This window comes from Microcystis sp. LE19-8.1F, from assembly GCF_027531715.1.
Taxonomy (GTDB): domain Bacteria; phylum Cyanobacteriota; class Cyanobacteriia; order Cyanobacteriales; family Microcystaceae; genus Microcystis; species Microcystis wesenbergii_A.
Map to the genome: position 1 here is coordinate 1 of NZ_JAPZSO010000246.1, position 17,027 is coordinate 17,027.

General features: G+C 39.2%; 9 protein-coding genes and 2 pseudogenes. 2 read left to right on the forward strand and 9 right to left on the reverse strand.

Features of this window, described 5'->3' with window-relative positions; all coding sequences use genetic code 11:
- Positions 1 to 322: pseudogene (locus O9334_RS22290) on the reverse strand (murein biosynthesis integral membrane protein MurJ); the annotation flags it as partial.
- Positions 267 to 803 (reverse strand): hypothetical protein, encoded by a 537-nt coding sequence (locus O9334_RS22295; RefSeq protein ID WP_288002619.1) that lies wholly within the window; start codon positions 801 to 803, stop codon positions 267 to 269. The gene O9334_RS22295 and the pseudogene O9334_RS22290, both read right to left, overlap by 56 nt.
- 487 nt (positions 804 to 1,290) lie before the next feature.
- Here O9334_RS22295 and O9334_RS22300 point away from each other — a divergent pair, with 487 nt between their 5' ends.
- Positions 1,291 to 3,015 (forward strand): diflavin flavoprotein, encoded by a 1,725-nt coding sequence (locus O9334_RS22300; protein WP_045359333.1) that lies wholly within the window; start codon positions 1,291 to 1,293, stop codon positions 3,013 to 3,015.
- A 329-nt stretch (positions 3,016 to 3,344) separates the two neighbouring features.
- Here the strand turns inward: O9334_RS22300 and ppk1 are convergent, their stop codons facing one another.
- From ppk1 to O9334_RS22335, 7 genes and pseudogenes are all read right to left on the reverse strand, one after another.
- The gene (ppk1, locus tag O9334_RS22305) at positions 3,345 to 5,513 is read right to left on the reverse strand and encodes a polyphosphate kinase 1 (RefSeq protein ID WP_045359334.1); all 2,169 of its coding nucleotides are present in this window, start codon (positions 5,511 to 5,513) and stop codon (positions 3,345 to 3,347) included.
- A gap of 363 nt (positions 5,514 to 5,876) precedes the next feature.
- Positions 5,877 to 6,641 carry a DUF4435 domain-containing protein gene (locus tag O9334_RS22310; RefSeq protein ID WP_288002628.1) on the reverse strand — a complete coding sequence of 255 codons (765 nt, stop codon included), beginning with the start codon at positions 6,639 to 6,641 and terminating at the stop codon, positions 5,877 to 5,879.
- A 55-nt stretch (positions 6,642 to 6,696) separates the two neighbouring features.
- On the reverse strand, positions 6,697 to 8,052 hold the full coding sequence (locus O9334_RS22315) for an AAA family ATPase (RefSeq protein ID WP_288002623.1): 1,356 nt from the start codon (positions 8,050 to 8,052) through the stop codon (positions 6,697 to 6,699).
- 308 nt (positions 8,053 to 8,360) lie between these two features.
- On the reverse strand, positions 8,361 to 8,630 hold the full coding sequence (locus O9334_RS22320) for a hypothetical protein (RefSeq protein WP_238567810.1): 270 nt from the start codon (positions 8,628 to 8,630) through the stop codon (positions 8,361 to 8,363).
- A 476-nt stretch (positions 8,631 to 9,106) separates the two neighbouring features.
- Complete coding sequence (locus O9334_RS22325; protein ID WP_045359337.1) at positions 9,107 to 10,108, reverse strand: Npun_R2821/Npun_R2822 family protein; 1,002 nt, start codon at positions 10,106 to 10,108, stop codon at positions 9,107 to 9,109.
- Between the two features lie 397 nt (positions 10,109 to 10,505).
- Positions 10,506 to 10,649, reverse strand: coding sequence for a hypothetical protein (locus O9334_RS22330; RefSeq protein ID WP_238567811.1), 144 nt, complete (start codon positions 10,647 to 10,649; stop codon positions 10,506 to 10,508).
- Between the two features lie 256 nt (positions 10,650 to 10,905).
- Positions 10,906 to 12,231 (reverse strand): annotated as a pseudogene (locus O9334_RS22335) (NF041680 family putative transposase).
- Between the two features lie 323 nt (positions 12,232 to 12,554).
- On the opposite strand from O9334_RS22335, the gene O9334_RS22340 reads away from it, so the two are divergent.
- A partial coding sequence (locus O9334_RS22340) for a Calx-beta domain-containing protein (RefSeq protein WP_288002625.1) occupies positions 12,555 to 17,027 on the forward strand: 4,473 nt, incomplete at its 3' end.

Genomic DNA, 17,027 nt, shown 5'->3' on the forward strand with positions numbered 1-17,027 from the left:
TAATACCACCGAGGAGAATTAACAGAAAACCGGGGATAACGTAGGCAAAAGCGTAGGCGTTCACCACTGGCCCAACACCGTAGGCAGCGGCGATTACCTGTTCGCGGACTAAACCAAAAACCTTACTGATTAAGGTGGCAACGGCGACAATTCCGGCAATGCCGGCTAAGGAACGGGTAGCTTTCTTAGTAATGATGACACCTCGAAAGAAAACAACTGCATTGATTGATTCTACCCGTTTCTGTGTTCCCGTAGAAAAGCGCTCTCTAGTTGTCAAATTTAATTTGACTGGAATGTATAAGACCCATTTCTCCACAGACATCCGTATAATACCAAGAGCCAACCGAACCATAAATATTGATGTTTCTACGTTCTCTGACTGAACAGATGATATTGCCATTGGGGGATGTTCTCACATTTGATGGTGGAGAAAACACTATTGCTGTAGCGATTCTTGATGTGGATTGAGAACTATCGAATCTGTAACTACACACCACCTCTAGCATCGTTTGAGTCGCTTGAGAGCGGGGACGATGAATTTGTCTTTCGGGAAAAGTCGTCCAAGTTCCGTTATCACAATTAGCTTGGCTAACCAGTCGTTGATTTCCTAAATAATAAACAAAGTCAACACTACGCGAACTAGCCGGAACAATCGAACATAAATCGATGTTAACGCTTTTTCCCGTCACAGCAGTTCCGGCAAAGTAATTACAAGTTTGAGCCAAAACTATATTCGGTTTTGCCCAGGAAGCGCCGACTACCATTGTTAAAGATAGACTGGAAATCAAAATAATTGTTTTCATGGTTGATTTTACATTTTCTGGAGGCTTTTTCTGAGATCATTTTATACTCAATTGAATTGCGGCTAGAACCTGATGACGACAAAATATTAGTATTTTTTATCTAATTCTCTGTTTCCGTAGAAAAGCGATCTCTAGTTGTCAAATTTAATTTGACTGGAATGTATAAGACCCATTTCCCCACACAGACCCCTAGAGAGCTTTTATCATAAAGATGAAGTATAAGCTAATTCGGTATCGACGATCGACTCCCATCTGAGCATTAATACTAAATCCTGTTTAAAAAGTATAGGATAGTGGGGTGTGGGGTGTGGGGTGTGGGGTGTGGGGAGAAACAATTCATAACTTGAGAGTTAATCACACTATTAAAAACGGATTTGGTATAAGATAACTGTTATCAGTAATTATGAGAAAATAAATCTCCATACCTTATTTCCTCGTGGCACAATAGAGACAAAGTATAAAAAACTTAACAATAAGGAGAGGTTCGATGGTTGCTACACCAGTGAAAACAAAACGTCTCACCATGCAGGTGGCCGATCTCAGCGCAGACACCACCGCTATTCGTTCCCTAGATTGGGATCGCGATCGCTTCGATATTGAATTCGGATTACAAAACGGTACGACTTATAACTCCTATCTGATTCGTGGGGAAAAAATCGCCCTTGTGGATACCTCTCACGAAAAATTCCGTCAACTATATTTTGATAGCCTCAACGGATTAATTAACCCCCAAGAAATCGATTATTTAATTATCAGTCATACCGAACCCGATCACAGTGGGTTAGTCAGAGATATATTGCAACTTGCCCCCAATATTACCGTCGTTGGGTCGAAAGTAGCAATTCAGTTTTTAGAGAATTTAGTTCATCATCCCTTTCAACGTCAACTGGTCAAAAATGGCGATCAGTTAGACCTAGGCAACGGTCACATTCTCGAATTTGTTAATGCTCCTAATTTACACTGGCCCGATACTATTTTTACCTACGATCACGGTTCGGGAATTTTATTTACCTGTGATGCTTTTGGAATGCACTACTGTTCCGATGATCTTTACGATGAGCAATTAAGTGCTATTGAACCGGATTATCGTTTCTATTATGAATGTTTAATGGCTCCTAATGCTCGTTCCGTACTAGCGGCGATGAAAAGGATGGAACCCCTGGGTAATATTAATCTCGTGGCTAATGGTCATGGACCGTTATTAAAACATAATGTTACTGAATTATTGACCCATTATCGTGATTGGAGTCAGGCACAAACTAAGGCAGAAAAAACCGTTGCTGTTTTCTATATTTCCGACTATGGTTATAGCGATCGCCTCTGCCAATCTATTGCCAAAGGTATTACTAAAACCGGTGTGGCTGTAGAAACTCTAGACCTGAAATCCGCCGATCCCCAAGAGGTAAAAGAATTAGCTTCTTCTGCGGTGGGAATCGTCATCGGGACTCCCCCCGTTTCTGGTATTCATGCCCAAGAAATTACGGGGAATCTAGGCACAATTCTCGCCTCGGTTAACCCCAAACAATACATCGGAATGTTTGAATGTCAAGGGGGTGATGATGAACCGATTTTACCTCTATTTAATAAGTTTCGTGAAGTTGGCTTAACCAAAGCTTTTGATCCCATTCGTAGCACAGAAACCCCTAACGAGAGTCTCTATCAACGCTGTGAAGAAGCGGGGACAGATATGGGACAACTATTAACCCAAGAGGTAAAAGTTAAACAAAGAAAATCCCTCGATACTGACCTTGATAAAGCCATCGGACGGATTAGCGGTGGTCTATATATTATTACCACCAAGAAAGGAGACAGAAGCGGGGCAATGGTCGCTTCTTGGGTGACGCAAGCAAGTTTTGATCCTCCCGGTTTTACCGTTGCTGTGGCCAAAGATCGGGCGATCGAGTCTTTAATGCAAGTGGGGGATCAATTCATTTTAAATATTCTGGAAGAAGGCAATTATCAAACCCTGATGAAACACTTTTTAAAACGTTTCGGACCGGGGGAAGATCGTTTTGCAGGAGTCAATACTCGCACCGCTAATAATGGTTCGCCGATTTTAGCCGATGCCCTCGCTTATTTAGAATGTGAGGTAGTTAGTCGTATGGAATGTGCTGACCACTGGATTGTTTACAATAAAGTCACCGATGGTCGCGTTTCTAAACCTGATAGTTTAACGGCTGTTCACCATCGCAAAGTCGGTAATTATTATTAGGATTCTTGCTTGATTTGACTGGTTGAGAAAATACAGATCAAGATGCTTGCTCTCAGCTTTTGAGATGGTTTAACCTCTCAACCAGTTAGTCATACTAAATCCGTTGAGTATAGGCTACATATCAGGAGAGGCAATAGGCACTCTTGCAATAGGCTTCGGCCGTGAGCTCAGCCGAACGGCAAAAGGAGCAATAGATAATCAGTTTTTAATAACCAGATTTAGTCTCACATCTGATCACTGATTACTTACCCACTGATAACTGATAACTGATAACTTACCCACTGATAACTGATAACTGATCACTGATAACTGATAACTGATAACTGTTCCTATTGACTAACACCCGCAGATTTAAGGGCTTTTTCCATTAAAATTACATGGGTACTGCTTTCCTGTCCCTGGTTGGCAGCACGACGCTGAATATAACTGCCGTCGGATTGTAATTCCCATGCTTGCCGGTTATCTGACAACATAATGCCGAGAATTTCTTCCAGTTCCTTGGCGATCGCTGGTTCATCAATGGGTGTCACTGCTTCCACGCGACGAGTCAGGTTCCGCGTCATCCAATCGGCGCTACCAATATAAACCTCCTCCTGACCATCATTGTAAAAGTAAAAAATGCGGGAATGTTCCAAAAAGCGGCCGATAATGCTAATTACTCGGATATTTTCGCTCACTTCCGGCAATCCGGGCCGTAAACAACAGATACCGCGAATAATCAAGTCAATCTGCACACCGGCACGAGAAGCGGCGTATAAAGCTTCTATAATCGGTTTATCGACAAGAGCGTTCATTTTTGCGACAATGCGCCCCGTACCGCCATTTTTACAGTTTTTGGCCTCGCGATCGATCATTGCTAACATCCGTTTTCGCAAACTCACCGGGGCAATTAAAAGTTTGCGATAGGATTGCTGACGGGAGTATCCGGTCAGAAAGTTAAATAAATCGGTGATATCTGCCCCCAAATCCTCGCGACAGCTAAGTAAACCCAAATCAGTGTATAATTTAGCCGTTTTTGGGTTATAATTGCCCGTGCCAATATGGAAATAACGACGGATTTTATCCCCTTCTTTTCTGACCACGAGAACCACTTTCGTATGGGTTTTGAGACCAACTAAGCCATAAACAACGTGAACTCCGGCTTGTTCGAGCTTTTTCGCCCAAGTAATGTTATTTTCCTCATCAAAGCGTGCTTTTAGTTCCACTAACGCCGCTACCTGTTTACCATTTTCCGCCGCTGCAATCAGGGAATTGACAATCGGGGAATCTCCGGAAGTACGATACAAAGTCATTTTAATCGCTAAAACATGGGCATCATGGGCAGCCTGGGCGATAAACTGTTGTACTGAGGCACTAAAGGAATGGTAAGGGTGATGAACGAGAATATCGTTATTGCGAATTAAAGTAAAAATATCTTCGCCATCCTGTTCTAGGATCCCGTCTTCGTTACCGTCAACTATTTCTCGCAATCCCTGTAAAACCGGTGGGGTGACAGGATTCCAAGGCGGATCTTTCAGTTCGGGACAGGGTAAAGACAGAAAATAAAATAAATCTTTGTGTCCCAGCAGTCCATCCACATCGTAAACATCGATCTCCTCAAGTCCCAGATCGCGCATGATCCGGTTTTTAATATTGCTAGGGGTAGAACTGTGAATTTCCAGACGTACTGCCGATTTACCGATGCGGCGCTTGCGTACTTCTTCCTCGATCGCTAATAATAAATCATCGGCCTCATCTTCTTCGACGGAGATGTCAGCGTTGCGCGTCACCCGAAAAGGATAACATTCTTGGATGATCATGCCGGGGAAAAGTGCCTCTAAATTGTGCATTACCACCTGTTCAAGAGGTACTCCCGTCCAAATCGAAGCTTTTCCGTCTTGGTGGCGTAATTCTTTGGATAATGCCAGAAAACGTGGGAAAACCTGCGGTACTTTCACCCTGGCAAATAGTTCTTTATCGGTGTCGGGATCGCGAACGACTACGGCTAAATTGAGACTAAGATTAGAAATATAGGGAAAAGGATGACTAGGATCCACCGCTAGAGGAGTTAAAACGGGGAAAATATTTTGTTCAAAGTAATCATGGAGATAATTGCGCTGTTCTTGATGTAAATCCACATAGTTAATCAGATGAATTCCCTGTTCCACTAACAGGTTTTTCAGGGTATGTTCAAAAAGATGATCCTGCTGTTGCACAAGGGGACGCAGACGTTTACTTATCTCGGTTAGCTGTTCCGAGGCAGTCCTGCCATCGGCACTTAAAACGGCTACATTTGCCTCTACCTGTTGTTTAAGAACTGCCACCCGTACCATAAAAAATTCGTCGAGATTGGCACAAAAAATGGCGGTAAATTTTAATCTTTCTAGTAGGGGAGTCCGAGGATCAAGTGCCTCATAAAGCACGCGATGATTAAATTCTAACCAGCTTAATTCTCGGTTAAAGTAATATTGCGAATCTTTAAGATCGATTTCGGAAGTTACGCTAGGAGCTTTAGCCATAGAGTCTAATACCTAAATAATAGATTAAACAGTTAGTAAGAAGCCACTTAAGCCTAAATTTGACTATTTTGGGCGTTTTTTTAGGCTACACTGCCCCAGATTAACCAAAGTTACCCTGATTATCTTGGATGCTAATCCTACTGATTCTAGCCTGACCGGGGAAAAAATCAATTTATTAACAGGTTAAGAAATCAATCCCGACAGATCAAGGTTAAATTAATCTTTCAGTGAAATTAGAGTGCCAGGAAGAACAATAGGCATAATTTGCTGAGAATATCGTCTTTAAAGCCTTGCTTTGATTATAACACAAAGTCGAGCCGATTTGTTAAATATATCATCTCAAACTTAAGGCAATAAGCCAAATCAGAATATTTGATAAGGATGATTATTAGATTGCCAATTGACCATTAGTTGATATATTTGTGTTTGATAAAAATAAGATAACTCATAAGCTAATCTTAACTCTCTTTCCAAGTCTTCTTTTTTAACATCATTAGCATTCCGTGTACCTAAAACCTTCCAGAGTGCGATCGCTAAAATACTGATAAAATCGTGTCCACAACATAGCTGCCACGGATCATGATTTTCATCGCTAATTACCGATAAATCCTGTTTAATTTGCTGTTCGTCTAAGGACAGTTTCTGAGAATGATTTTTGATACTTATAATTAATTTGTCAATATCTATTGACAGATTCTTTTTGTCAATAAACTTACTAAAATTTAATCCTTCAAACTTTAAATTCAACTCATTTCTAAGAGATAGCAATCTTAATTTACCAATTTCCTGCCCTAACTTTAGTAAAGTTTCTCTAATATCTTTGGAAAAAGCTGCAATTTTTTCTTCACTTCCTCGTTCTTTTAATAATTTATCGAAAGCGGCAGATTTAATTAACATCATTTCCAAATCATGTTCATCGGTTAAAAAGAGATTATTACTGTCGGGAATTTGCTGTTCTATTCTCGAAAAATCTGCATCTATAACAGCAACAACTCCGCAAAAATTTTCTTTTTCTAAGATGGATAATGCTTTGATAGCATTATTTTTACCAGAGGCAATTGTCACCCTAACCTCTTGCTTGTTTACTAATCGCTCATAAATAAGTTTATCACTATGACCTTCAACAATTTAAAAAACTCCCTCATGATCGCTGCGTAGTAAACGAATGCTATTGGCAATTCTGTCAGGTGTTATCTGTTCTCTCATCTTTGCTTTTTTGCTTTGGTTTCTCTAATTCAACTGTCAAATCCCAACGATCATTAATAATATCAGGAGAATGGGTAGCCATCAAAATATCTAACTCAGAAAGTTTTGTGATTTCCTGTAAGTCTTTTAAAAATTCCTGCTGCCATGAAATATGAAGTGACATTTCTGGTTCATCAATTAAGATCAAAGTATTAGGTTTAACTTTAAATAACAATTCATATAAAATTACTAATTCGTGCTGTTCCCCAGAAGATAAATCTGTTGGTGATAAAACCTCCCCTTCTTGGGTAGTGAAGATAAACCCTTTACTTTGATCAATAGTAACACTTTTGAAAGAATATTTTTTATTAATTATATTTTTAAATAGCTCTACTTTAGGATAAATGTCATTGAATACATTGAGCTTTTTATCTACATCCTCAATATAAACCGATAATAACTTTCTGGTGCTATCATCAATACTATCTTTAACTTGGAAGTTAGAATCTTCATCTTTTTTCAATAGTCCTGCACTAATTAATTGATTTCTTTCGCTTTCAAGTTGATCAATTTTTTCCCTTAGTTCATCATCGGTCAATGATGCCTTTTTTTGTACAACTCTCGCTGGAAAGGTTCGGTCTAAAGTTTGAGATAGTTGTCCATACTCTGCTAATTTAGTTTGAATATTTTCTGCTAAATCTTCAGAATAGCTGGCCACAGAGTACAATGTCATCGGCATCCTTATAGTTCTGCCATTTTTGGCACTATTGGAAATATCTAATAGACGTTGTGATTCAATAAAACGAACATTAATAGAGTCTATAATTTTCTTTAACCAATCAGGATATTCTTTCTGGAATTGCTTGGGTAAATATTCTCCAAATCGTTCATAAATATCTTCTAAATCCAGAATTTCTTTTGTGGGGGTATAGAGCCATTTTTCTGATCCAACTCTATCTAAACCAGGTATGAAATCATCTATCATGCTGAGAGGGAAAAAGATTGTTTTCCCGTCTAGTAAATTAGGATAAAAAGTCAGTTTTTCTTTTTGATCGGAGGAAGTAAAATTAAAATCAATCTTTGGTCTTGCATTACTTTTTTTATTCCTACTGGTGGAAGCTTTGACAACATCTACAAAGCTGTTATCGTCAAAAATTATAGTAAATTTTTGAAAAGGAATAGCTCTTATATCTGAATACTTTAAGTTAAAAAAGCCATTGACCAATCGCAGTATTGAGGTTTTACCAAAGCCATTTTTACCATGAATAATAGTTATTCTTTCCTCCATATTGAGATTAATTGTATGGTCAAATATACCAAAAAGATGCTTAACTGTAATTTGTTTAATTCTCATACCAGCTTAATTCTCGGTTAAAGTAATATTGCGAATCTTTAAGATCGATTTCGGAAGTTACGGTGGACGCTTTAGCCATAGAGTCTAATACCTAAATAATAGATTAAACAGTTAGAAACAAGCCTCTTCAGCCTGAATTTTACTATTTTGGCCGTTTTTTTAGGCTACACTGCCCCAGATTAAGCCAAGTTACCCCGATTATCTTGGATGCTAATCCTACTGATTCTAGCCTGACTAGGGGAAAAAATCAATTTATTAAAAGGTTAAGAAATCGAATCAATCCCCCAAGGCGACCGATCAAGGTTAAATTAATCTTTCAGTGAGATTAGATTTGTTAAATATATCATCTCAAACTTAAGGCAATAAGCTGAATCAGAATATTTTATCAGGATGATTATTAGATTGCCATGGGTCAACATTGATTGACAGATTCTTTTTTGCTGCCCTAATTTTAGCAAAGTTTCTCTATTATCTTTGGGGAAAGCTTGAATTTTTTCTTCACTTCCTCGTTCTTTTAATAATTGATCGAAAGCAACAGATTTAATTAACATCATTTCCCCATCATGTTCATCGGTCAAAAAGAGATTATTACTGTCGGTAATTTTCTGTTATATTCTCAAAAAATCTGCATCTAAGCAACAAATCGGCGAAAATTTTCTTCTCTAAGATGGATAATGCTTTGATAGCATTATTTTTATTAGAGGCAATTGTCAGCCTAACCTCTTGCTCATTTAACTCGCTCATAAATAAGTCTATCACTATAGCCTTCAACAATTTAAAAAACTCCTTCATGATCCTGGCATAGTAAACGAATGCTATTAGCAATTCTGTCAGGTGTTATCTGATCTTTTATCTTTGTTTTCGTTTCTCTAATTCCACTGTCAAATCCCAACGATCATTAAGTAGCCATGACAATATCTAACCCAGAAAGTTTCGTGATTTCCTGTAAGTCTTGGAAAAATTACTGCCGCCAGGAAATATGAAGTGATATTTCTAGTTTTAAGTCAATTGGTCAATATTTTTAGCCTGAAACCTGATTATTCACTCCTAATTTTTATTTTCCTAAGCCGAGTTTTCTGGTTACTTTTTGCCAAAAGGTTGGGGTAGGTGGTTGATAGGGTTTGGGACTATCGGTAAATATAGGACGTTGACTAGGTTCGTAGAGATAACGATAGTGTAAGAAAATATCCCGATAGGGAAAATCGAGATTTTCACCACTACAAAGTCGAGTGAACAGAGAGGAAGATAAACCAATGTAGTGAATGTATGTCAAGCGGTTGCCCTTATCGTAAAGAATATTATCTAAAGCCTGAAAATGGGGAGAGGTGACACAGCAGCCAGCGCGTTCTTCTTTAGGCAATTGAAGGGCTAGATTATATATAGAAAAATTTGATCGCATCATCATATAATTGACGATAGTTTGATCGGGAGCCATCGGATAGAGGATTTCCGCTTCTCCTGCTCGCAATTGTTCTATGAGCCAATCTCGCTGATTTTCATCGAATAAACCAATTTTAGAAGCGTAGAAACCCGCACAAAAAATCTCCTTTTCGATCCGATCACGGGAAAAAACCTCGAATAATTTTGGCTGAGAAACTTCGTAGACATGAGTGGGATCTTTGTGCTGAAAGTCGTAAACAACACAATCGTGCCTATCTAGGATAGCGAAGATTTTATCAACGGCATCGAGTAGCAAGGTGTCCCCATCCATATAGATAAAACGATCGAAGGGACTATCAAAAGCAATAAAACGGTGGTGCATTCCCATACGATAATATCGGTCAGTGCAACCCGATTTCAACCAACGTTCGCGGGCTTGCGGGTGGCTATCCCAAATCGATTTGGCGAAATTTTCCCAGCGTTCGATAATCTCCTGATTATCAAATAACTGTACATTAGGACGTTGAGCAATTTCCGCCTTGATACGTTCGGTGTTGTCATCGTAGGGATAGACACAAACAGGAATATCTTTTCCTGCATTGATCTCGATGCTGTTGAGTAGGGCGACTAATTGATCGTAAATGCGATCGTTGGCTAGGGTGCAGATACCGTCCATAAGTGATCCCGATGAAAAAAATCTATTATCTTTGCTGTTAGTTTAGCTTATTTTGGTCGATAAATTTGGCTAATTTGAGATGTGGTGATTCAGAACCAGTGATACTAAATCCTGTTTAAATGGATGTTCCGCTTCTCAAAAGCTGTTTGGATAAGATAAATTCTTTTTTCTCTTATACTAATATATTTATGGGCATTGACAATTCTAATCGCTAATTTCTAGGTTTTTTCATAGAATAGGCTACTGATAATTTATCACTGATAACTAATAACTGTTCACTGATTATAAGGTCTTTTTATAAAATTTCTTCCGCCCGCTCCGAAAGATTAGTAATTACACCAGAACACATTCCTATAATTGGATCATCTTCTAAAGAAATATTTGTTGAAGCTGGAAATTATAGAGCAGCATCTATATTTTTTGAGGTTTCTGGTAAATGGCTTTCTAAACTTTCGATCAGCTTTTCTAAAACGAGAAGTTTTTCAAAACTCAGCCGCTCAATTTGGTTGATTAGTTTTTGCCGCAATTCGATCGATGTCATTGTCCTATCTCCTGTTTTTTTAAGATGAGAAAAGGCACCCCCCCGACATCGGGGGGGCAGGGGGAGAAGATTCAGCTAATCTAAGGATGGGCGGTTAAAATCCGTCTTATTTTACTGATATTCAGCCTAGCCCAATTGTAGCATTAAACTGGAGTTTAGACTAGACTGTACCGTTTGATGTCGGGGGAAGCACATTAAAATTTGTCTTAGCCTGTCAGAAAGCTAAGAATAGTCAGAAATATGATCAATTCTTGTTTTAAGCTACCTCTTTTGTCTCTTTTTTCTGTCGAGTAACTGTCTTTTTCACCGTCGGATAACGAGTTTTTTTGTGACGTTTTTTTCCCTTCTCCCAACCTGGGGACTTTCCTCTGGGTTTTGGCGGTTTGGCGGGTGTGCCTATCTCGACCAAAAGTCCCAAAAAGCTTTGTGCCACTCTTCCAGGGGTTAATTTCTCCACAGGTAAAGGCTTTTGCCAAGGTAAGGGATTATCTTCTATAATCTCACGAGCTAACCATAATTGCCATGTCATAATAGGGATTAAATCACTCCACCTTTGACCCTTCTCAGTGGTTCCTAGTTTAGGTAAAGTCCAGTGTAATCTTTGCTTCATAAAACGATTACAATGCTCAAGGAGAAAGCGTCTTAAATACAATTTCCACAGGTCGATTGAGCATATTTATTCTTCTCCTATCCAAGCCAACCACATTGGTGTAGTAGACCTTTGAGAGAGTTTTTTCCCCTGAGGTTGAACCAAGATTATAGACATGGGATAATCAGCCGATTGTTCAAAATGAAAACGATTCCATCTCGAAATTTTTACGACCCCCCAAGTTGGGTCATCAATCTCAATACTTTCTACTGGAACTGCCCAAGTTTCTGGGTCAGATAATTTCATTTTTTCACCATGTTTTTTCGGTCTCCCATTTCCTTGATATTGGGGAGGTTCTGCATAAATACAGCGATTAGGGCGTAGCCGAATTAGTTGATCTGCATTAATGTTTGCTGTTTCTTTAACAAAGGGAGCGCATCCGTACTCACTATCCCAGAGCGTTATTGGTCTTTGTTGAAGATGTCTGCATACTTGTTTGAGTTGTAAAACCGCTCTAGAAATTGGGGTTTCATGGGAAGAAATTCGCTGATGACGTAAGGGTAATGCCCAACTGCCTTCACCTTCTGGTATCCAAGCTAAGGTACTATAACCATGTCCCAAAGTAATCGGTTTTCCTGAGATTACTTTAGCTCCATGTTCATAAGTTCTATCCTTTAACGTTGGAGCTTCAGTCCTCGGCCATGGGGTATGATCTCCTGCTAATATAATTCGTTGCTCTGGTTTTGGTGTCGGTATTTGCTTCAGATAAAGTTCCATTAATTTATTGGTTTTGGGACGACAATCATCTAGGGCTTCATAGATGCTCGGCCACTTTCTCCGAAATACGGTCGATAGGGACAACTCAGCAAAAGAATCGACTTTTCGGGTGGTCAAAACCGCATCCATTAAGTCAAAAGTGGCATCTTTGGCCGGGCCTAGTAGTTGATAGGCTTCCTTTCTGAAATTCTGGAGTTTTTGGAGAGATTGATTCAAGGCTTTTGATTATTGAGTAACTTTACCTCATTATCTCTTGATTTTCCTCTTCCCCCATACTCCCCCTCTGAGTGGAATAGACTGTACGGTATGATTGGGGGGAGTTAGTCTAAACTCCAGTTACAAATATTTAAGGTATTCGCTTTTGATGATCATATTCGTCAAATGGCAGGATTAGGAATTGTTTCTGTCCCACCACGAGAAACTGAGAAAACGGGTTTCTCGGAGAAACCCGTTTTCTGTAAATTTCTGTTACAGCACCCTTGAAAAATTGGCGATTGTTAGGCTAAAACTGTTAGCAATAAACTTTTGCAGTTAATGTCATGACTTCTACCCTGTTGCCGAGCTTTCCTGCTGTGTATGATGTTTTGTTTAATTTCGCTCAATCTGATGGTTTTTGGGCGAATTTAGAAACCGCTTTTGGCACAAGTTATGATGTGGTTAAAGCGACGCAATTACGACAGCAGTGGCAAAGTCGAAATTTTAGTCAACTTCCTGAGATTGAGGTTGTCAACAGCAGTGTTTTAGGTAGTGCAAATGGCGCTTATGGGATTAGCACCAATAAGACATATCTATCTGAAAGCTTTTTTGCTTCTGCTAGTTTAGATGCTTTGGTTGCGGTGATTTTAGAAGAAATTGGGCATTTTGTGGATGCTCAAATTAATAGGGTGGATACGGTGGGGGATGAGGGAGAATTATTTTCTCATCTGGTGAGAGGGGTTAATTTAACTGAGGCTGAGTTAACTTATATTCAAGCAGAAGATGATCGTGCTGTTATTAATTTAGGGGGACAATTTATAGGGGTTGAACAAGCAGCACCAATTACTTTAATTGTCAATACTACTATAGATGAGAATGATGGAAGTGCCACTATTGGGAGTGGTTTATCTTTGCGGGATGCTGTTACAATTGCTAATAAAAGTCCTAATACTCCCTATATTATTAAGCTGAAATCAGGAACGACTTATGAATTGACTTATGTTAATAATACGACAACAGGCGATCGCAGTTTGAATACGAATGGTACGATTACCATTGAAACTGATGGAACAGCACTAGCTTCTATTATTAATAATGCTAGTCCTATCCCTGGGCAGAATGATAATAATTCTATTATAAATAACTCTAGTCAACTTGGAGTTATATTAAATAATCTCTATATCAGCAACAAAGCAGGAAAGGGAATTTACAACAACTACCTGGGAACATTAACATTAACCAACAATACAATAACAGGTAATACGGCTAATTTTTATGGAGGGGGAATTTACAACGCGGGAACATTAACATTAACCAACAATACAATATCTGATAATACGGCTAATTTTTATGGAGGGGGAATTTACAACGGGGGAACCTTAACATTAACCAACAGTACAATATCTGATAATACGGCTACTTATGGTGGTGGAGGGGGAATTTACAACAACGGGGGAACCTTAACATTAACCAACAGTACAATAACAGGTAATACGGCTCCTCTTGGAGGAGGGGGAATTGACAACAGGGGAACCTTAACATTAACCAACAGTACAATATCTGATAATACGGCTACTTATGGTGGTGGAGGGGGAATTTTCAACAACGGGGGAGGGGGAACCTTAACATTAACCAACAGTACAATAACAGGTAATACGGCTCCTCTTGGAGGAGGGGGAATTGAGAACAGGGGAACATCAACATTAACTAACAGTACAATATCTGATAATCCGGCTAATAATGGTTATGGAGGGGGAATTTTCAACAGCGGGGGAACCTTAACATTAACCGACAGTACAATAACAGGTAATACGGCTAATAATGGTTATGGAGGGGGAATTTACAACAACGGGGGAACATCAACATTAACGAATAACATTCTTACTAACAATAATGCCAACGTAGGTGGTGGTATTTTCAATTGGGGTACATGGAGTTCAAATAGTACTATTAGTGGAAATACTGCGAACCAAGTTTGGTATATAGACAAAAACGGAAAATCTACTCTATTCAACACCGAAATTCAAGATCCAAAATATCCAAATATATTTGATATTGGCACTTACACAGCACTCCCACCCACTCCTAATTCTCCACCTAAACCAACGATATCAGTCAGTAATGCGTGGGTCGATGTTCCCGCCGGGACTAATCAAACAAAAGTGCTTAAATTCGAGGTTAAACTATCCTCAGCCTATGATAAACCGATAACCGTTGATTACTATACCCTTGATGGAAGTGCCAATTCAATAGACCCTAACCAATTAAAAGATTTTAACAATGTTGTCAAACGAACCCTCTCCTTTTTCCCAGGACAAACCAGCAAACAAATAGAAATTACTGTTTTAGGAAGTGCGCCTCCTACCGACCAAACCTTTGAAATTTTGGCCAAAGATACCGCTTATCGTAATTGGACAGATACGGACAAAGGCAAAGAAGTAGATAAGAAATATGACTATAGTGACCTGGGTTACGAAGGCTATCGTATCAATAAAGTTTTCAAAGATTCTAGCAAAGGATTTGATGCTTTTGGTTTAACTTCTGATGAAAAATTCTTTCTGGTTTTAGCCAATCCCCTTAATGCCAATGAATTTACATCCAATAGCAATAACTTACTGCAAGATATTGCCAATACTTCAGGCGGTAACAATACCGCCGCCTATACCGCTGGACAGAATCTAATCAACCAACTCACCAGCGCAAATCAATCCTATACCTTCACTGATGGCACAATTTATGACCTTGCTAAACCTCCTGTTTTAGCGATTCGGGGTACTGAATTCTCATCTGGTAAAGATTTATTAAGTGATACTGAAACCGAAGGAGTTGGCTATAATCAATTTAATAACAATAAAGCCGCAGTCAATCAATGGCTTTCAGAAGTAACCAATCCTCTAAGCGGATTGACTCTAAAACCTAATATTACAGGACATAGTTTAGGCGGTGCATTAAGTCAGTGGGTAGGGGGTAGTTATACAGGACAACTCGGAAAGATTGTTACTTTCAATAGTCCGGGTATTTCCCAACAACCCGGCATTAATTTTAACGCTACTAATAACTTAGGTGTCACTCATTACATAACCTCGGCCGATGTGGTTAGCATTGCAGGTTCAACATACCTAAATGGACTCTGGAACTTAGACAAATATTCCAAACTAACATCTGCAATTACTTTTGAAAAACATTCAGTTCCCGTCTTAAATCAAACTATTACAAGAACTAATTTGTCAAAGCCGACAGATTTAACCCAGAAAGTTGCCAACGGAAATACCACTGATTTAAGTGATTCCTTGTTTACATATTTTCCTGATGCTGATTATTTTGCTCTTCAAGCAGCCGTTACTCTAATAAGTCCAATTCTGGGTGCAGCTTTAACTTTTCGTGGAACCGTTGAACTGAATCGAAAAGCAATCGGAATTGCCATTGATAGTATTGGAAATATATCCGATGCAGTAAAATCCGCTTACAATGCAGCTAAATCTTGGACTTCAGATGCGTGGGATGCGATTATTGGACAGTCTAAAAAGATTCTTGGTTTATCTCCATCAACTGCAAATCAAAGCAATTCAACGCTAAAGCTTGCATCATCTTTTCTCGACACAAATAGCTATGAAATAGCAACAACAGCTACAGCATCACAGACAATTGATAACTTTTGGAGTGCCATACCTAACTGGGGAGATAACGCTTGGCAAGCTACAACTAAATGGTCAGGAGATGCTTGGAAAAGTATTGATGAATGGACACCCCAAACTTGGCAAGCAACAACAACCTGGACAGCAGCCGATTGGGATAAACCATTCTTTACTATCTCAAATCCGACAATTGTAGAAAACAATTCAGGAACAAACAACCTGATATTTAAAGTTACATTGTCAACCACAAGTACCCAAACAATTACCGTAAATTATGCCACTGCTGATAACACAGCAACAGCAGGAAGCGACTATACAGCCACAACAGGGACTCTCACCTTTACACCGGGACAAATCAGCCAAGATATTATTATTTCCGTCAATGGTGATACTGCAATTGAACCGGATGAGACTTTCTTGATTAACCTTTCTAATCCTAGCAATGCACTGATTACCGATAATCAAGGATTAGGAACAATTACTAATGATGATGTCACCCTTCCTAGTATTACTCTTGCTGTCTCTTCTGAAAGTGTGACCGAAGATGGGACAACTAATTTAGTCTATACCTTCACTCGCACCGGAGCAACAACTGATGCTTTGACCGTCAATTATACAGTCGGGGGGACAGCCACTTTTGACACAGATTACACCCAAACTGGTGCAGCAAGTTTCACCGCAACCACAGGGACAGTTACTTTCGCTGCTGGTTCAGATACTGCGACTGTAACAATTGACCCCACTGCTGATACAAATGTTGAAGATGATGAAACCGTAACTTTAAACCTTGCTCCTGGGACAGGTTATGCCATAGGTACGACTGACGCAGTTGTGGGAATCATTACTGATACTGATAATGAAACTCCTAGTAATCAAGCTCCCACAGATTTAGCCTTAAGTGCGACAACAGTAAATGAAAATGTTGCCCCCAATACAGTAATTGGAACATTTTCTACCACAGACCCCGATACTGGTAATAACTTTACCTATAGTTTGATAGCAGGAACAGGAGATACAGATAACTCAGCATTCTCGATTGTGGGGAATCAATTACAGATTAATAATTCCCCCGATTTTGAAACCAAGAATAGTTACAGTATTCGAGTAAAAACCACCGACCAAGGGGGACTAAGTTTTGAGAAAACCTTGACAATTACTGTCAATGATGTTAATGAAAATCCT

Bases quoted from the DNA above. Each gene is read 5' to 3' on its own strand.
- O9334_RS22325 (WP_045359337.1), bottom strand. From the start codon at position 10,108: ATGGACGGTATCTGCACCCTAGCCAACGATCGCATTTACGATCAATTA.
- O9334_RS22330 (WP_238567811.1), bottom strand. From the start codon at position 10,649: ATGACATCGATCGAATTGCGGCAAAAACTAATCAACCAAATTGAGCGG.
- O9334_RS22295 (WP_288002619.1), bottom strand. From the start codon at position 803: ATGAAAACAATTATTTTGATTTCCAGTCTATCTTTAACAATGGTAGTC.
- O9334_RS22300 (WP_045359333.1), top strand. From the start codon at position 1,291: ATGGTTGCTACACCAGTGAAAACAAAACGTCTCACCATGCAGGTGGCC.
- O9334_RS22315 (WP_288002623.1), bottom strand. From the start codon at position 8,052: ATGAGAATTAAACAAATTACAGTTAAGCATCTTTTTGGTATATTTGAC.
- ppk1 (WP_045359334.1), bottom strand. From the start codon at position 5,513: ATGGCTAAAGCTCCTAGCGTAACTTCCGAAATCGATCTTAAAGATTCG.